At 63.6% G+C, this 15,175-nt stretch carries 19 protein-coding genes; 10 read left to right on the plus strand and 9 right to left on the minus strand.

What is annotated here, in order from left to right; translation table 11 throughout:
- Positions 1-39: 39 nt before the first annotated feature.
- Positions 40-642 carry a glutathione S-transferase family protein gene (locus APH35_RS05115; RefSeq protein WP_012271075.1) on the plus strand — a complete coding sequence of 201 codons (603 nt, stop codon included), beginning with the start codon at positions 40-42 and terminating at the stop codon, positions 640-642.
- A 69-nt stretch (positions 643-711) separates the two neighbouring features.
- Here APH35_RS05115 and APH35_RS05120 read toward each other — a convergent pair whose 3' ends face one another.
- From APH35_RS05120 to APH35_RS05140, 5 genes are all read right to left on the minus strand, one after another.
- Complete coding sequence (locus tag APH35_RS05120) at positions 712-1,083, minus strand: glutaredoxin family protein (RefSeq protein ID WP_060514316.1); 372 nt, start codon at positions 1,081-1,083, stop codon at positions 712-714.
- A 59-nt stretch (positions 1,084-1,142) separates the two neighbouring features.
- On the minus strand, positions 1,143-1,688 hold the full coding sequence (folE, locus tag APH35_RS05125; RefSeq protein ID WP_012271077.1) for a GTP cyclohydrolase I FolE: 546 nt from the start codon (positions 1,686-1,688) through the stop codon (positions 1,143-1,145).
- Positions 1,689-1,758: 70 nt separating this feature from the next.
- The gene (locus APH35_RS05130; protein ID WP_012271078.1) at positions 1,759-2,319 is read right to left on the minus strand and encodes a Smr/MutS family protein; all 561 of its coding nucleotides are present in this window, start codon (positions 2,317-2,319) and stop codon (positions 1,759-1,761) included.
- 105 nt (positions 2,320-2,424) lie between these two features.
- Entirely contained in the window at positions 2,425-2,745 is a 321-nt protein-coding gene (locus tag APH35_RS05135; RefSeq protein WP_012271079.1) for a hypothetical protein, read from the minus strand.
- An 85-nt stretch (positions 2,746-2,830) separates the two neighbouring features.
- Complete coding sequence (locus APH35_RS05140) at positions 2,831-3,421, minus strand: cysteine hydrolase family protein (RefSeq protein ID WP_012271080.1); 591 nt, start codon at positions 3,419-3,421, stop codon at positions 2,831-2,833.
- Between the two features lie 179 nt (positions 3,422-3,600).
- Between APH35_RS05140 and prmB the strand changes: the two genes are divergently transcribed.
- Complete coding sequence (gene prmB, locus APH35_RS05145; RefSeq protein ID WP_012271081.1) at positions 3,601-4,509, plus strand: 50S ribosomal protein L3 N(5)-glutamine methyltransferase; 909 nt, start codon at positions 3,601-3,603, stop codon at positions 4,507-4,509.
- 150 nt (positions 4,510-4,659) lie between these two features.
- Here prmB and APH35_RS05150 read toward each other — a convergent pair whose 3' ends face one another.
- Both APH35_RS05150 and APH35_RS05155 read right to left on the minus strand, forming a co-directional pair.
- Positions 4,660-5,442, minus strand: a complete 783-nt coding sequence (locus tag APH35_RS05150) for a hypothetical protein (protein WP_060514317.1) — start codon at positions 5,440-5,442, stop codon at positions 4,660-4,662.
- A 65-nt stretch (positions 5,443-5,507) separates the two neighbouring features.
- Entirely contained in the window at positions 5,508-6,470 is a 963-nt protein-coding gene (locus APH35_RS05155) for an alpha/beta hydrolase (RefSeq protein WP_060494580.1), read from the minus strand.
- A 130-nt stretch (positions 6,471-6,600) separates the two neighbouring features.
- On the opposite strand from APH35_RS05155, the gene aroC reads away from it, so the two are divergent.
- From aroC to APH35_RS05170, 3 genes are all read left to right on the plus strand, one after another.
- Positions 6,601-7,692: a chorismate synthase gene (aroC, locus tag APH35_RS05160; RefSeq protein WP_012271084.1), complete on the plus strand. Its 1,092-nt coding sequence runs from the start codon at positions 6,601-6,603 to the stop codon at positions 7,690-7,692.
- 74 nt (positions 7,693-7,766) lie between these two features.
- The gene (locus tag APH35_RS05165; protein WP_060494578.1) at positions 7,767-8,921 is read left to right on the plus strand and encodes an MFS transporter; all 1,155 of its coding nucleotides are present in this window, start codon (positions 7,767-7,769) and stop codon (positions 8,919-8,921) included.
- A complete protein-coding gene (locus APH35_RS05170; RefSeq protein ID WP_060514318.1) occupies positions 8,921-9,457 on the plus strand; it encodes an oxidase in 537 nt (178 codons plus the stop codon). The genes APH35_RS05165 and APH35_RS05170 overlap by 1 nt, the downstream gene beginning before the upstream one ends.
- Positions 9,458-9,518: 61 nt before the next feature.
- On the opposite strand, the gene APH35_RS05175 is transcribed toward APH35_RS05170, so the two are convergent.
- Complete coding sequence (locus tag APH35_RS05175) at positions 9,519-9,791, minus strand: DUF3509 domain-containing protein (RefSeq protein WP_012271087.1); 273 nt, start codon at positions 9,789-9,791, stop codon at positions 9,519-9,521.
- A gap of 266 nt (positions 9,792-10,057) precedes the next feature.
- Here APH35_RS05175 and APH35_RS05180 point away from each other — a divergent pair, with 266 nt between their 5' ends.
- Together APH35_RS05180 and APH35_RS05185 are read left to right on the plus strand one after the other, a co-directional pair.
- The gene (locus tag APH35_RS05180; RefSeq protein WP_012271088.1) at positions 10,058-10,582 is read left to right on the plus strand and encodes an ankyrin repeat domain-containing protein; all 525 of its coding nucleotides are present in this window, start codon (positions 10,058-10,060) and stop codon (positions 10,580-10,582) included.
- 60 nt (positions 10,583-10,642) lie between these two features.
- Complete coding sequence (locus APH35_RS05185) at positions 10,643-11,173, plus strand: hypothetical protein (protein ID WP_012271089.1); 531 nt, start codon at positions 10,643-10,645, stop codon at positions 11,171-11,173.
- A gap of 149 nt (positions 11,174-11,322) precedes the next feature.
- On the opposite strand, the gene APH35_RS05190 is transcribed toward APH35_RS05185, so the two are convergent.
- Complete coding sequence (locus APH35_RS05190; RefSeq protein ID WP_012271090.1) at positions 11,323-12,261, minus strand: ZIP family metal transporter; 939 nt, start codon at positions 12,259-12,261, stop codon at positions 11,323-11,325.
- 126 nt (positions 12,262-12,387) lie between these two features.
- Between APH35_RS05190 and APH35_RS05195 the strand changes: the two genes are divergently transcribed.
- From APH35_RS05195 to APH35_RS05205, 3 genes are all read left to right on the plus strand, one after another.
- Positions 12,388-12,579, plus strand: coding sequence for a PLDc N-terminal domain-containing protein (locus APH35_RS05195; protein WP_012271091.1), 192 nt, complete (start codon positions 12,388-12,390; stop codon positions 12,577-12,579).
- 165 nt (positions 12,580-12,744) lie between these two features.
- Complete coding sequence (locus tag APH35_RS05200; RefSeq protein WP_012271092.1) at positions 12,745-14,802, plus strand: LTA synthase family protein; 2,058 nt, start codon at positions 12,745-12,747, stop codon at positions 14,800-14,802.
- 124 nt (positions 14,803-14,926) lie between these two features.
- Positions 14,927-15,163: a hypothetical protein gene (locus APH35_RS05205; RefSeq protein WP_060494576.1), complete on the plus strand. Its 237-nt coding sequence runs from the start codon at positions 14,927-14,929 to the stop codon at positions 15,161-15,163.
- Positions 15,164-15,175 lie beyond the last annotated feature (12 nt).

A 15,175-nucleotide genomic window follows, 5' to 3' on the forward strand; every position in this document is an offset into this window, starting at 1 on the left:
TTGGGCGCAATTGCAAAACTGCTTGGCAGTGGAGGGGCGATGTACAAGGTCTATGGCGACTACCAGTCGGGCAACTGCTACAAGGTCAAGCTGATGTTGAGCTTGCTGGGTCGGCCGTATGAATGGCACCCGGTGGACATCCTCAAGGGCGAGACCGAAACGCCCGAGTTTTTGGCGATGAACCCCAACGGCAAGGTGCCGGTACTGGAGCTGGAGGACGGCAGCTACCTGTGGGAGTCCAACGCCATTCTCAACTTCCTGGCCGATGGCAGCGAGTTCCTGCCCAGCGAGCCGCGCCTGCGCACGCAGGTGTTGCAGTGGCAGTTCTTCGAGCAGTACAGCCATGAGCCGTACATCGCCGTGGCGCGGTTCATCCAGTTTTACCTGGGGCTGCCGGACGAGCGCCTGGAGGAGTACCGCAAGCTGCACAAGGGCGGCTACAAGGCGCTGAAGGTGATGGAGCGGCAGCTGCAGATGACGCCGTACCTGGTGGGTGAGCAATACTCGATTGCCGATGTGGCGTTGTATGCCTACACCCATGTGGCGCAGCAGGGCGGTTTCGACCTGGCCGATTACCCGGCGGTAAGGGCCTGGCTGGAGCGGGTCAGCAGCCACCCACGGCATGTGCCGATGGTGGGATGATCTTCAGCTTGTATCGGCCTCTTCGCGGGTTTGCCCGCGAAGAGGCCGATACAGAAAAGCTACGACCTGTCAGACCGAAGCAAACCGCTCATCCAGGTAGGCAATGATGGCCTTGGACTCGTACATCCAGGTCACCTTGCCGGCTTCTTCAATGCGCAGGCAAGGCACTTTCACCCGGCCGCCACCTTCCTGCAGGGCCTGGCGGTGCACCGGGTCGTTCTTGGCGTCGCGCAGCGCCACCGGTACGTTCAGGCGATGCAGGGTGCGGCGGGTCTTGACGCAGAACGGGCAGGCATGGAACTGGTACAGCGCCAGGCCCTTGGCCGCTTGCTCGACGCGGGCCTGGACGGCGGCGTCACGCTTGCGCTTGGCCGGGCGGCTGATCCAGTCACCGAAGACGATAAGCTGGCCGAGGCCAACCCGCAGGGCTTTGACGATCATGGGCAACTCCTGAAATGCAAAAGCCGACCCGCAGGGGTCGGCTCGGGGTCAGCAGCCAATCACTTGATCAGGCTGAGGAACTCGCTGCGGGTGGCGGCGTTTTCGCGGAATTCACCCAGCATCACCGAGGTGATCATGGTCGAATTCTGCTTCTCGACACCGCGCATCATCATGCACATATGCTTGGCTTCGACCACGACGGCCACACCGGCGGCACCGGTAACCTGCTGCACGGCTTCGGCGATCTGGCGGCTGAGGTTTTCCTGGATCTGCAGGCGGCGGGCGTACATGTCGACGATGCGCGCCACCTTCGACAGGCCAAGGACCTTGCCCTTGGGCAGGTAGGCCACGTGTGCCTTGCCGATGAACGGCAGCATGTGGTGTTCGCACATCGAATACAGCTCGATGTCCCGGACCAGCACCATTTCGCTGTTATCAGAGCTGAACAGCGCGTTGTTGGTGACCTCTTCCAGTGTTTGCTCATAACCGCGGCAAAGGTACTTCATCGCCTTTGCAGCCCGCTTGGGCGTGTCGAGCAGGCCCTCACGGGAGACGTCCTCGCCAATCTGGCTGAGGATCTCGGTGTAGTTCTGTTCCAGGGACATGGATCTACCTGTGGGAAAAAATCGCAAAAACGAAGGGTACGGCGGTGAGGGCGGCGCTGCAAGCGCGGCGTTACTCGTCGCGGCCTTCGAGCATGGTTCGCTTGAGCATCACATACACCGCGCCAGTGCCGCCATGGCGGGCGCTGCAGGAGGCAAAACCGAGCACCTGCGGGTGCTGGCGCAGCCAGGTGTTGACGTGGCTCTTGATCATCGGGCGCTTGCCATCCAGGCGTGCGGCCTTGCCGTGGGTCACCCGCACGCAGCGCACTTCCAGTTTGGTGGCTTCGGCGATGAAGTCCCACAGGGTTTCGCGGGCCTTTTCCACGGTCATGCCGTGCAGGTCGAGGCTGCCCTCGAACGGGATCTGCCCCAGCTTGAGCTTGCGCAGCTGGCCTTCCTGCACGCCGTCGCGGCGCCACATCAGTTCGTCTTCGGCGCCTACGTCGATGACGAACAGGTCGGACATGCCGTCGATGACCAGGGCCTTGTCACTGCGCACGGTCGCCGCCTGGCGCAGGCCAGCCAGTTTCTGGCGGTCGGCCTTGGGCTTGCCGACTTCGGCGCGGTCGTGGCGGATTTGCTTTACGCCACGCACTTCGGCCTTGAACAGGGAAAAATCGTCGTCTTGCATGATGCCTCCACGTAGGCGGCGTAGTTTACGCGACTGTGGGGCCCTGTGCAGCCATGTCGGGTCTGATTGGCCGCTCCCACAAGGGGCGCGACCGCAGCGTAGCTGTCAGTCGTGTTTTTTCATCAGGTGCGGCGACAGGTTCAATTCCCGCCCGCGGCGCAAACGGATACGGCTGCGCCGCCAGAAGCGCACGCCCAGCCATAGCAGCAGCAACCCAGCCCCGGTAAGGATGCTGGACAGCGGTTTGTTGGCATTGAGTTCCTGCAGGGCGGGGTAGTTGCCCAGCAGGCCGGCAAAGCCGGCCATGGCCAGCAGCACGCCCAGGGTCGCCAGCAGCGCCGACAGGCCGGCCGCCAGGCGGGCGCCCCAGTTACGCGGCTCGCGCGTGCGCAGGCGCTTGGCGTCGAAACTGCCTTTAAGCTTCATTCCGCTCTCCTCTGTGGATATCCGGAATTCGACCTGCTGCCGCCCATCGGGTTCCGCCCGGCTGCCGGGCGGTCTTGCCAGTGGTTCAGATCAGGCTGGCGGTGGGTGCCACGCAAGCGAAGTTGTCGGCCATCACGGCCATTTCGCACTGGTGAATCTGTGCGGCCGGGATCACCCCGTCCTTGAAGGCCAGGTCGCGGGTGGCCGAGGCGTCTTCCACCAGGGTGCACCGGTAACCATAGTCCTTGGCGCGGCGAACGGTAGTGCTGACGCTGGAGTGGCTCATGAAACCACAGACGATCAGGTCCAGGTGGCCCAGCGCCTGCAGCGTTTCGTGCAGTTGGGTGTTCTTGAATGCGTTGGGCATGCGTTTTTCGATGACGATTTCGCCTTCCAGTGGCTCGAGCCCCGGAATGAACTGGCCGGCCGGCCCCTGTGGATCGAAGCGGCCACCGACAGTGCCCAGGTGGCGAACATGGATGATCGGACGGCCGCTTTTACGCGCGGCGTCGAGCAACCTGGCGATGTTGGCCACGGCCTCGTCCATGCCCGACAGCTGCAGGGGACCGCTGAGGTACTCCTTTTGCGCATCGATGATGATCAGGCTGGCGTGGCTCAGCTTGGCCGGCGGGTAGTCGCGGCCAGTGAGGCGGAACATCGTGGTTGGAACGGACATCAAGGGCTCCTTGGAAGGGCTTTTGTATACCTATTGTCCCCTGCCTTGACGCCAATGGGAATGGTTGACAACGCAAGCGGCATGGTTACTGGCCTGTGGCTAGCCTTTGGGCAAGGCAAACGAACAAATGTGCGGGTGGGACTGTTAGACTTTTGTCCGGTCTGAAATAGGAGTACCCCGTGATCACATCCCGTCTGCGCACGTTGCGCGACTACATCCGCTGGGCGGTGAGCCGCTTCCACGAGCACGACCTGTTCTTCGGCCACGGTGCCGACAACGCCTGGGACGAGGCCCGCCTGCTGGTGCTCGGTGCGGTGCACCTGCCATGGGAGGTGGCCGACAGCTACCTGGATTGCATGCTCGAGGACGACGAGCGGGTACGCCTGCAGCACCTGCTCAAACGCCGTATCGAAGAACGCGTGCCGGCCGCCTACCTGCTGGGCGAGGCCTGGTTCTGCGGCATGTCGTTCATCGTCGACGAGCGGGTGCTGGTGCCGCGTTCGCCGATTGGCGAGCTGATCGAAAAACGTTTCGAGCCGTGGCTGGCCAGCGAGCCGGCACGCATTCTCGACCTGTGCACGGGCTCGGGCTGCATCGGCATCGTTGCCGCGGAGGTGTTCCCCGAGGCCGAGGTGGTGCTGGCCGACTTGTCGTTCCAGGCCCTTGAAGTGGCCAACCAGAATATCGAGCGCCATGGCCTGGACACCCGCGTGTATACCGTGCAGGGCGATGGCTTTGGCGGTTTGCCGGGGCAGCGTTTCGACCTGATCCTGTCCAACCCGCCGTATGTCGATGCCGAAGACTTCGACGACATGCCGGCCGAGTACCACCACGAGCCCGAGCTGGGCCTGGCCTGCGGCAACGACGGCCTGGACCTGGTACGGCGGATGCTGGCCGAAGCGGCCGACCACCTGACCGACAAAGGTTTGCTGATTGTCGAAGTGGGCAACAGCCAGGTGCATGTCGAGGCGTTGTACCCTGAAGTGGACTTTGCCTGGCTGGAGTTCGAGCGCGGCGGGCATGGGGTGTTCATGCTGACGGCTGAGCAGTGCCGCCAGCATCAGGAATTGTTCAAGGCCCGGGTCTGACCCATTTGGGGCTGCTTTGCAGCCCATCGCGACACAAGGCCGCTCCTACAGGCAGACGCGTTTCCCCCAAGGTTACGCTGCCCCTGTAGGAGCGGCCTTGTGTCGCGATGGGCCGCAAAGCGGCCCCAATCCCCACCGGCTGAAGCGGCCTCAGCGGGTGGCAATCCAGATCAACAACCCTGCCTGAAACACCGCAAACGCCACCAGGCAGGTAATGGTGAAGCGCAAACCGCTGTCTTCGCGGTGGTACTTGGCCACCCGCTCATCGCGCTCGCGCAGTTGCGCTTCTTTTTCCTGCAACTGCTGGTCCGCCTGCTGCAACAGGTTGGCAGCATCCAGAATGTCAACCCGCTGCAGGCGCTCGTTGCTCCAGGCGGCCTTCAGCTGGCCGACGGTCATGTCCACGGTACGGCCCTTCAGGTGCTGGCTGTCCTCGTATTCCACCTCGATACCTACCCCGCGCAGGCAGTTGTCACGGCGCAGGCGGGAGTCTTCGTTCAGCGCATCCTTGCTCGGCAACGCCATGCCCACTACCTGGTAGTGCGACCATTTGCGCTGCAGCCACTGCGCCGTCTGGGCCAGCATGAAGCGGCCGATGCCACGGTTCACGGGCTCCAGTTGCAGGCCATGCTCATTGCCAATGCGCACCAGGCGCTCGGCATGGTCGACACGGATGTCCAGGCGGTTCTGCTCTTTGTGCACCTTCTGGCCGGGCAGTTGGATTTCCATGCGCAGCAGGCTGTGCGCCTTGTCATGGCGCTCGGCATAGCCGAACTGCACAAAGCGCAGCGGCCGGGCGCCGGTGCTGCGGTCGGTGGGCAGTGCGGCCAGGCGCAGCAGCTGGAAGTGTTCGGCGGCAAGCTCGGCCCAGGGCAGGGCGGGGCTTTCCTGGGGGGCTTCGGCCGGCTCTACGGCGGCGGGGGCGATGGTCATCAGGGCTTGTCCTCGGCTATGCCTGCTGTATCGGCAGGCTTGCCCGAGACCTGAGCCCCATTGCCTCACGCCGAAGGCAAATGCTGGATGAACGTCACAATTCGCTCACCCAGCTCGCGCGCCAGCGGCAGTTCGGGATTGAGGTAGCTGTCGCGCTGCTGGCTCATGCTTTTGGGGCTGATGCGCAGCATGTGGTTCATGCCGTCGATCAGCACCAGCTGCGCGTCCGGCTTGGCCGCCTTCAGCCGTTGGGCGTCTGCCACGTCCACCTGCACATCGTTGCGCCCCTGCACGATCAGCGCGGGCATGGGCAGGCGGGCAAAGGCGGCTGCCGGGTTTTGCTGGAACAGCGAGATCAGGTACGGCTGCACGCTGGGGCGAAACACCTGGCGCAAGGGTGCCGGCACTTCGAGGCTGGTTTGCCCGGCCTGCAAGCGGTCGAGCAGGGCGCTGCCACCGGCCAGTTGCGCCGGGGGCAGGCGCAGGGCCAGTTGCTCGCGCAATACGTCGGCCATAGGCCGGCCGCTGCCGGCCAGGGTGATCACCGCGCTGGCACCGGCCTGTTCGGCGGCCAGGCTGGCGATCAGTGCCCCTTCGCTGTGGCCGATGAGGATCAGCGGGCCGAAGCGCGGGTCGGCTTTGAGCTTGTGGCTCCAGGCGACCACATCGGCTACATAGCGCTCCACGCTGAGGTCACGCTCGTCAGGTGTGGCCGGCTGGCTGGCGGCCACGCCGCGCTTGTCGTAGCGCACGCTGGCGATGTGCTCGTTGGCCAACAGCAGGGCCAGGCGCTTGAGGTTGTCGACCCTGCCCGAGGCCGGGTTGTTGCCGTCACGGTCGGTGGGGCCGGAGCCGGCAATGATCAGTACCACCGGCGGCGGCGTGGCCTGTTGTGGCAGCAGCAGGCTGCCGTGCAACACGCCTTGGCCGGTGTCCAGGTCGATCGGGCGTTGCAGTACGGTGGGTGCGGCGGCCTGGGCCAGGCCGGTGCACAGCAGGAAGAGGAAAGCGACGAGGCGCGGCATCATGCGGTACTACATGGGGAGATGGTGCTTTGACCCAATGTTTGCGGGAAGGTTCGAAGGCCAGCACAGACAACCCATCCATCTGTATACTGCCTGCTTTTCGTCCATTTCAGGCAGATTTCGCGGAGCGTCCATGTCCGGCAATACCTACGGCAAGCTGTTCACTGTCACCACCGCTGGCGAGAGCCATGGTCCGGCGTTGGTCGCCATTGTCGATGGATGCCCACCGGGCCTGGAAATTTCCCTCGCCGACCTGCAGCACGACCTCGACCGGCGCAAGCCCGGCACCAGCCGTCACACCACCCAGCGCCAGGAAGCCGACGAGGTGGAAATCCTCTCCGGCGTGTTCGAAGGCCGCACCACCGGCTGCTCGATCGGCCTGCTGATCCGCAACACCGACCAGAAGTCCAAGGACTACTCGGCCATCAAGGACCTGTTCCGCCCGGCCCACGCCGACTACACCTACCATCACAAGTACGGCGTTCGCGACTACCGTGGCGGTGGCCGCAGCTCGGCCCGTGAAACCGCCATGCGCGTGGCGGCCGGTGCTATCGCCAAGAAGTACCTGGCCAGCCAGGGCATCACCGTGCGCGGCTACATGAGCCAGCTGGGCCCGATCGAAATCCCGTTCAAAACCTGGGAATCGGTGGAGCAGAACGCCTTCTTCAGCCCCGACCCGGACAAAGTGCCAGAGCTTGAGGCCTACATGGACCAGTTGCGCCGTGACCAGGACTCGGTGGGCGCCAAGATCACCGTGGTCGCCGAAGGTGTCATGCCTGGCCTGGGTGAGCCGATCTTCGACCGCCTGGACGCGGAACTGGCCCATGCACTGATGAGCATCAACGCGGTCAAAGGTGTGGAAATCGGCGCCGGTTTCGCCAGCGTTGCCCAGCGCGGCACCGAACACCGTGACGAGCTGACCCCGCAAGGCTTCCTCAGCAACAACGCTGGCGGCATCCTGGGTGGCATCTCCTCGGGCCAGCCGATCGTTGCCCACCTGGCGTTGAAACCCACTTCCAGCATCACCACCCCAGGCCGCTCGATCGATATCGACGGCAACCCGGTGGACGTCATCACCAAAGGCCGCCACGACCCGTGCGTGGGCATCCGTGCCACGCCGATCGCCGAGGCGATGATGGCCATCGCGCTGATGGACCACCTGCTGCGCCACCGCGCGCAAAATGCCGATGTGAAGGTGAATACCCCGGTGCTGGGCCAGCTCTGATCCACCCGTGCCGGCCTCCTCGCGGCGTCTAACCGCCGCGAAGAGGCCGATGCAGGTCGCCACAAGGCTATCTCATGCAGCCCATCCCCTACTGGCGCTTGTCCAGCTTCTACCTGTTCTACTTCGCCCTGCTAGGCTCCACCGCCCCCTTCCTGGCGCTGTACTTCGACCACCTGGGTTTTTCCCCGGCACGCATCGGCGAGCTGGTGGCCATCCCCATGCTGATGCGCTGCATCGCCCCCAACCTGTGGGGCTGGCTGGGCGACCGTACCGGCCAGCGGTTGTTGATCGTGCGGTTGGGCGCGTTGTCGACACTGGCCACCTTCGCCCTGATCTTCTTCGGCAAAAGCTACGCCTGGCTGGCACTGGTGATGGCCCTGCACGCGTTCTTCTGGCATGCGGTGCTGCCGCAGTTCGAAGTCATCACCCTGGCCCACCTGCACGGGCAAACGTCGCGCTACAGCCAGGTGCGCCTGTGGGGCTCGATTGGCTTCATTCTCACGGTAGTTGGCCTGGGCCGCTTGTTCGAATGGCTGAGCCTGGATATCTACCCGGTGGCGCTGGTCACGATCATGGCTGGCATCGTCGCCGCCAGCCTGTGGGTACCCAATGCCCAGCCGCTGGAGCAGGGCGAGCGCAGCGGCGCGGGTGGCTTCCTGCAGCAGTTGCGTGCCCCGGGGGTGCTGGCGTTCTACGCCTGCGTGGCGTTGATGCAGCTCAGCCACGGGCCGTATTACACGTTCCTTACCCTGCACCTGGAGCACCTGGGCTACACGCGCGGTGCCATTGGCCTGTTGTGGGCGCTGGGGGTAGTGGCCGAGGTGCTGATGTTCATGGTCATGAGCCGCCTGTTCGCCCGTTTCAGCGTGCAGCGGGTGTTGCTGGCCAGCTTCCTGCTGGCGGCCATACGCTGGTTGTTGCTGGGCAATCTGGCAGGTGAGCCGGCCGTGCTGATATTCGCCCAGTTGCTGCATGCGGCCACTTTCGGCTGCTTCCATGCCGCCAGCATTGCCTTTGTGCAGGCCAGCTTCGGCGCCCGTCAGCAGGGTCAGGGCCAGGCGCTGTACGCGGCGCTGTCGGGTACCGGCGGTGCGCTGGGGGCGTTGTACTCAGGCTACAGCTGGAAGCTGTTGGGCCCCACCTTCACCTTTGGTATGGCCAGTGCCGCAGCCTTGGCCGCAGCCGTTATCATTGCCCTTCGTTCGCAATCGACCAGGACCCGCCCCTGATGAGTATTCTCAGCGTTTTCCACCCCGACAGCCCGGCACTGCCGAACAAGGTGCTGACTCACCACGATGACATCGCTGCCACATTGGCCGAGCACGGAGTGCGCTTTGCCCATGCCGAGCATGGCCTGCGGGTGCGCCCCGGTACGGCCCAGGATGAGGTGCTGGGCGCTTGCCGTGCATACCTGGACCAGTTGATGACGGGGCATGGCAGCAAGGCGTTCGTGCTGTTGAACCGTGACGGTGAGGACCCGGTACAGGTCGATGTGCGCGATGAGCATGTGCATGACGCCGACGAGGTGTTTGCCGTGGTCGGAGGGCGTGCGCAGGTGGGCCTGCGGTTGGGCGGCTGGGTGTATTCGGTGCTGTGCGAGAAAGGTGACCAGCTTGTGATACCGGCGGGGACGCGGCGCTGGGTTGAGCTGGGCGACACGCCGTTTTGCCTGGCGTTGCGCTTGTACGGCAGCGAGCAGGGCGTGCAGGCGCGGTTCACCGGGGATGTGGCTGCACGGGCGTTTTTGGGGATTGACGAACTGTAGTGGCCCTACCGACCTCTTTGCGGGCAAGCCCGCGAAGAGGCCATGTCAGGCAGTTTCAAATTCAACGGTAGGTCGGCAAGGCAAACCGCTGTTGGCTCTGCAGCATGGTAATCACCGGCAACTCACTGGCCTGCTCGGCCAAGTCGCGACGGATGGCACTGATCGCCCAGGACAGCTGTTCGGCACTGTGCAGTTGCCCATAGGTCAGCACCCGGCGGGTAACCTTGCCATCCGCCGCGCGCAGGGTAAGCAGCACACCGCCATCGGGGCGGGCTTGGGTATTCACCTGATAGGCCGAAAATACCGAAACGAACTTTTGCTGGATGAGGTCCATATCAACTCCTGGCTGTTGTAGGGCAGACGTGAGTTGATGGTTGCAGTGACCGTGCCAGAACGCTGATTAGCGAAAAGCCCAGTAAATACAGGCTCTTACGGGTTATTTACGGAAGCGGCATCGTGCAGGCTGCATGGTCGTGCATTTTGCACAGTGCATTTTGCACGGGTCGGGATTTGCCTATCGGCCCTATAGAATCTGAACCTTTGACCGCAATGGCATGCCTGACGAAAACTTGGGCAATCAAATATGCCAGGAGGTTCCCGATGTCCAGCCAAACCGCACCCGCCACCATGAACGATGACGAAGCCGCTGCATTCGCCGAGCAGGTGTTCGAACGTGCCCGTCAGGGCGACGCCGACATGCTCGGGCGCCTGCTTGCCAGTGGCCTGCCGCCCAACCTGCGTAACCACAAGGGCGACACCCTGCTGATGCTGGCCAGTTACCATGGCCAGCATGACGCGGTGCGCGTGTTGCTGGCGCAAGGTGCCGACCCATTGATTGCCAACGACAACGGCCAACTGCCTATTGCCGGTGCAGCGTTCAAGGGGGATCTGGCGATGATTCGCCTGTTGCTTGAGCACGGTGTGCCAGTGGATGCCGCCGCGCAGGATGGGCGTACCGCGCTGATGTTGGCAGCCATGTTCAACCGCAGCGAAATCATCGACTACTTGTTGGCCCAGGGCGCCGACCCGGCGCGCCAGGATGCACGCGGCGCCACGGCGCTGATGGCGGCCCAGACCATGGGCGCGGTGGACGCCGCCGCACGCCTGCAAGCGCTGGCCGGCTAACCGCCTGGGGGCATTTGCGGCTATCCTTGGCGACTTTTCACCCGTCGCAGGCCCCCTTTCATGAAAACTCAGTTGCTCGAATTCATCAGCCTCATTGGCGCCGGCTGCATGCGCGAGGCAGACATCGAGCGCATCGCCGCCGAGGCCGCCGAGGCCTACGCCGACCCTGTCGCCTTCCTGGCCGCCAACCCTGATATCAATTACGACGACAGCTTCCCGATCCCGCTGGGCGAATGGGTGGTGCTGGGCAGCCTGCCGGACACCGTGGTGTTCCAGGCCGACAGCTATCAGGACCTGTTCCAGCAGATCAGCGATTCGTTCGACAACAGCGTGCCGTTTACCCTCAAGCCCAAGCAGCTGGCCCGTACCGAGCCACTGACCGCGCTCAATCGCATCCAGGTGCAGATGGGCGCGCTGAACAAGGAGGCCGGTGGTTATGTGCTGCTGAACTTCAGCCAACTGCTGGACGACGAACTGCAGATGGTGATGGTGGGGCAGAACGACCTGGCGCGGGTGCTGGAGCTGGGAGCAGAGCTGGGCATCAAGGTCGAGCCGGCCTTGGAAGCCCTGAAAGTCGCCGTACACATCTAAAGCCTGGCGCGGTTCCTTGTAGGAGCGGCCTTGTGTCGCGAAAGGGCCGCGAAGCGGCCCCGGCATTTTATGCGGCGAAGCTGAAAATGCTGGGGCCGCTTCGCGCCCCATCGCGACGCAAGGCCGCTCCTACAGGCCGGTGTTTAGCCTCAGCCTAATGCGGTATCCAGGAACATCATCACCGCAAACCCACCCATCAACCCCAGGGTCGCTGCTGTCTGGTGCCCGTTGCGGTGGGTTTCGGGAATCACCTCGTGGCTTACCACAAAGATCATGGCCCCCGCCGCCAGCCCCATGCTGATGGGGTAGGCGAGGGCAAAGCCGGTCGAGATCCCCAGCCCGATCACCGCCCCCAGCGGCTCCATCAGCCCCGACCCTATCGCCACCAGCGCGGCCTTCAGGTTCGACAGGCCCGTGGCACGCAAGGCCAACGCCACGGCCAGCCCCTCGGGGATGTCCTGGATGGCAATGGCGCTGGTCAGCGGCAGGCCGATGTTCATATCGCCGTTGGCAAAGCTCACGCCAATCGCCATGCCTTCAGGCAGGTTATGCAGGGTAATCGCCAGCACGAACAACCAGACTCGGCTGATGCGCTCGGCTTCGGGGCCGCACGGGCCGGTGCTTTCGTGTTCATGTGGGGTGAAACGGTCCAGGCCCAGCATCAGCAGCACCCCCAGGCCCATGCCCAACACGACGGTAAACGCCGCAGCCGGGCCGTTGCCGGTGATCTCGCGGGCAGCGTCCAGGCCCGGCAGAATCAACGAAAACGAGCTGGCGGCCAGCATCATGCCGGCGGCAAAGCCCAGCATCACGTCCTGGGTACGCGCGCTGACATCGCGCAGCACCACCGCCAGCACCGCGCCCAGCGCGGTGGCGCCAAAACCGGACAGCCCGCCCAGTACGGCCAGGTGCAGGTTGTCGGCATGGTCGCCGTTCACTGCGTTCCAGAAGCTGGCGGCCAGCAGCACGCACACGGCCAGCAGGCTCAGTCCCAGGCCGGCGCTGAGCCAAGGGGTACTGGTAACCTGCTGGCGCCAGGCGTGCAGCAGTGAGGAGGGAGCGGCGCTTTGGCTATGGGCGGGGGGCATGCGAACCTCGAATCAATGAATACTGGCAGTCTACTCAGGGACCTGCGCCAATCGCCAAGGATTCCCTTCTATTGGCGCGATAGCTGACTATGCTGTGCAGCAAAGCCTCTGGACAGGAGTTTAGGCATGGGGTCTACATTCAACAGCCTGGTCGGGCTGATCATTCTGGCGCTGGATATCTGGGCCATCCTCAATGTGATCAAGAGTGGCAGCGAGGTGGGCATCAAGGTGTTGTGGATACTGCTCATTGCCCTGCTGCCGGTGGTAGGGCTGGTGATCTGGGCGATTGCCGGGCCGCGGGGGAATGTGCGGATCTGAGCCATGTGAGTTGCTCGCTGCGGGTGCGGTGAAACAGACATAAGCGGTAATGGGGCCGTGACAAAATTTTCACATTGGTTTAAACAGAATCCGCACCCGCACAATGCTGCGTTGGTCTAGCGCCACCGCCTCTTCGCAAACCGCAATCCTAGGACCTTCCCATTCATGGCTAACACGGACGCCTTGAAGCAACAGGGCGCGCGAACGTCGCTTTCGCCGACCCTGAAATCCCACCTGGCCTACACGCTGCTCAGCGGCCTGGTGATCATGCTGATGCTCAGCCTCGTGCGCCTGGCGCTGCTGGTCTACAACAGCGACATGATCGGCGAGACCCCTTATTCGACCGTCGCCGAAGGCTTCGTCAACGGCTTGCGCTTCGACCTGCGGGTGGTGGTGTACATCAGCATTCCGCTGCTGCTGGCCATCCTCAGCCCTTGGGCCATGGCGCGGCGCGGCGTGTTCCGTTTCTGGCTGACCCTCGCCTCGAGCGTGGTGATGTTCCTCGGCCTGATGGAAATGGACTTCTACCGCGAGTTCCACCAGCGCCTGAACGGCCTGGTGTTCCAGTACATCAAGGAAGACCCGAAAACCGTCATGAGCATGCTCTGGTACGGTTTCCCGGTGGTGCGCTACCTGCTGGCCTGGGCCTTCGGCACTTGGCTGCTGAGCCTGCTGTTCAAAGGTATCGACCGCGCGACCCGTGGCGATGGCCTGCAGCGCGTGGCGCCGTGGTACAAGCGCGTGGCGGTGTTCATGGTGATTTTGCTGGTGGCCGTGGTCGCTGCCCGTGGCACCCTGCGCCAGGGGCCACCGATGCGCTGGGGGGATGCCTTCACCACCGACTCCAACTTCGTCAACCAGCTGGGCCTGAACGGCACCCTGACCCTGATCGACGCTGCCAAGAGCCGCTTCGGCGAGGACCGCGCCAATATCTGGAAGCCGGTGCTGGAGCAGAACGTGGCCACGCAAAGCGTGCGCGAGCAGCTGCTGACCGCCAACGACACCTTGGTCGATGCCGACGAGGCAGCCATCCGCCGCGACTTCGTGCCGCCGGCTGAGCGCACCCTGCCGATCAAGAATGTGGTGGTGATCCTGATGGAAAGCTTCGCCGGCCACTCGGTAGGCGCGCTGGGCAGCCCCAACAACATTACCCCGTACTTCGACAAGCTGGCCAAAGAGGGCCTGCTGTTCGACCGCTTCTTCTCCAATGGCACCCATACCCACCAGGGCATGTTCGCCACCATGGCCTGCTTCCCCAACCTGCCAGGTTTCGAATACCTGATGCAGACCCCGGAAGGCGGCCACAAGCTGTCTGGCCTGCCGGCCTTGCTCAGCGCCCGTGATTACGACGACGTGTATGTCTACAACGGCGACTTTGCCTGGGACAACCAGTCCGGTTTCTTCGGTAACCAGGGCATGACCACCTTCATCGGCCGTAACGACTTCGTGAACCCGGTGTTCTCCGACCCGACCTGGGGTGTGTCTGACCAGGACATGTTCGACCGCGGCAACGAGGAACTGGCCAAGCACGACGGCAAGAAGCCGATCTACGCGCTGCTGCAGACGCTGTCCAACCACACGCCCTATGCGCTGCCCAAAGACCTGCCGGTAGAGAAGGTGACTGGCCAGGGCCGCCTGGACGAGCACTTGACCGCCATGCGCTATTCGGACTGGGCGCTGGGCCAGTTCTTCGAGAAGGCGCGTAAAGAGCCTTACTTCAAGGACACCCTGTTCGTCATCGTCGGCGACCATGGCTTTGGCAACCACCAGCAGGTCACCGAGCTGGACCTTGGCCGGTTCAACGTACCGCTGCTGCTGATTGCCCCGGGCATTCAGGAGAAGTTTGGTGCGGTCAACCACACGGTGGGTACCCAGGTCGACATCGTGCCGACCATCATGGGCCGCCTGGGCGGCCAGACCCGTCATCAGTGCTGGGGCCGTGACCTGCTCAACCTGCCTGAGGGCGACCAGGGCGTTGGCATGATCAAACCGTCTGGCAGCGAACAGATCGTCGGCCTGGTGCAGGGCGACCGCATCCTGATCGAGTCCAAGGACATGTCCCCGCGCATGTACCGCTACCAGCTGGGCAGCGAGTTCAAGGCCGAGTTGATCGAAAGCCCAGACCAGCCGGAAATGCTCAAGAAGCTGGAAGCGTATATCCAGACCGCGACCAAGAGCCTGCTGGATAACACCGCCGGTGTCGTGCACGGCACACCTAAGTAAGGCCGTAAACCGGGCCGCTATGCGGCCCATTCGCGGCTAAAGCGGACTGAACATTCCTTCAGCCCCAAGGTCACTTATTCAGGCATCACCCAACTGGTGTTCTTGAATTGAGAGGGCTCGTTCAATGAAAGAGTGGGAAGTCATCTTTGCCGATCAGAAAGGCGAACCGTCCACCATGACGCTGCGGGCCGAGCACTGCCCCAGCGAAGAGGACGCCGCGCGGGCCATTCGTTCGCACCTGTTTCCGGTGATGGACGAGCTGGACCTCAACGACTTCCAGGACCGCACCATTTCCCCGACCGCCCGCTGGCTCAAGGAGCATAGCGGCGTGACCATCACCAGCATCCACGAAGCGCTCTGAGCCACACGTTTG

It is taken from the genome of Pseudomonas sp. NBRC 111132 (genome assembly GCF_001320565.1).
Lineage (GTDB): Bacteria > Pseudomonadota > Gammaproteobacteria > Pseudomonadales > Pseudomonadaceae > Aquipseudomonas > Aquipseudomonas putida_P.

Bases quoted from the DNA above. Each gene is read 5' to 3' on its own strand.
- APH35_RS05165 (WP_060494578.1), top strand. From the start codon at position 7,767: ATGCAGCCCATCCCCTACTGGCGCTTGTCCAGCTTCTACCTGTTCTAC.
- aroC (WP_012271084.1), top strand. From the start codon at position 6,601: ATGTCCGGCAATACCTACGGCAAGCTGTTCACTGTCACCACCGCTGGC.
- APH35_RS05205 (WP_060494576.1), top strand. From the start codon at position 14,927: ATGAAAGAGTGGGAAGTCATCTTTGCCGATCAGAAAGGCGAACCGTCC.
- APH35_RS05120 (WP_060514316.1), bottom strand. From the start codon at position 1,083: ATGATCGTCAAAGCCCTGCGGGTTGGCCTCGGCCAGCTTATCGTCTTC.
- APH35_RS05200 (WP_012271092.1), top strand. From the start codon at position 12,745: ATGGCTAACACGGACGCCTTGAAGCAACAGGGCGCGCGAACGTCGCTT.
- APH35_RS05155 (WP_060494580.1), bottom strand. From the start codon at position 6,470: ATGATGCCGCGCCTCGTCGCTTTCCTCTTCCTGCTGTGCACCGGCCTG.
- folE (WP_012271077.1), bottom strand. From the start codon at position 1,688: ATGTCCCTGGAACAGAACTACACCGAGATCCTCAGCCAGATTGGCGAG.
- APH35_RS05175 (WP_012271087.1), bottom strand. From the start codon at position 9,791: ATGGACCTCATCCAGCAAAAGTTCGTTTCGGTATTTTCGGCCTATCAG.
- APH35_RS05130 (WP_012271078.1), bottom strand. From the start codon at position 2,319: ATGCAAGACGACGATTTTTCCCTGTTCAAGGCCGAAGTGCGTGGCGTA.
- APH35_RS05195 (WP_012271091.1), top strand. From the start codon at position 12,388: ATGGGGTCTACATTCAACAGCCTGGTCGGGCTGATCATTCTGGCGCTG.
- APH35_RS05140 (WP_012271080.1), bottom strand. From the start codon at position 3,421: ATGTCCGTTCCAACCACGATGTTCCGCCTCACTGGCCGCGACTACCCG.
- APH35_RS05135 (WP_012271079.1), bottom strand. From the start codon at position 2,745: ATGAAGCTTAAAGGCAGTTTCGACGCCAAGCGCCTGCGCACGCGCGAG.
- APH35_RS05115 (WP_012271075.1), top strand. From the start codon at position 40: ATGTACAAGGTCTATGGCGACTACCAGTCGGGCAACTGCTACAAGGTC.
- APH35_RS05190 (WP_012271090.1), bottom strand. From the start codon at position 12,261: ATGCCCCCCGCCCATAGCCAAAGCGCCGCTCCCTCCTCACTGCTGCAC.
- APH35_RS05185 (WP_012271089.1), top strand. From the start codon at position 10,643: ATGAAAACTCAGTTGCTCGAATTCATCAGCCTCATTGGCGCCGGCTGC.
- APH35_RS05180 (WP_012271088.1), top strand. From the start codon at position 10,058: ATGTCCAGCCAAACCGCACCCGCCACCATGAACGATGACGAAGCCGCT.
- APH35_RS05170 (WP_060514318.1), top strand. From the start codon at position 8,921: ATGAGTATTCTCAGCGTTTTCCACCCCGACAGCCCGGCACTGCCGAAC.
- APH35_RS05150 (WP_060514317.1), bottom strand. From the start codon at position 5,442: ATGACCATCGCCCCCGCCGCCGTAGAGCCGGCCGAAGCCCCCCAGGAA.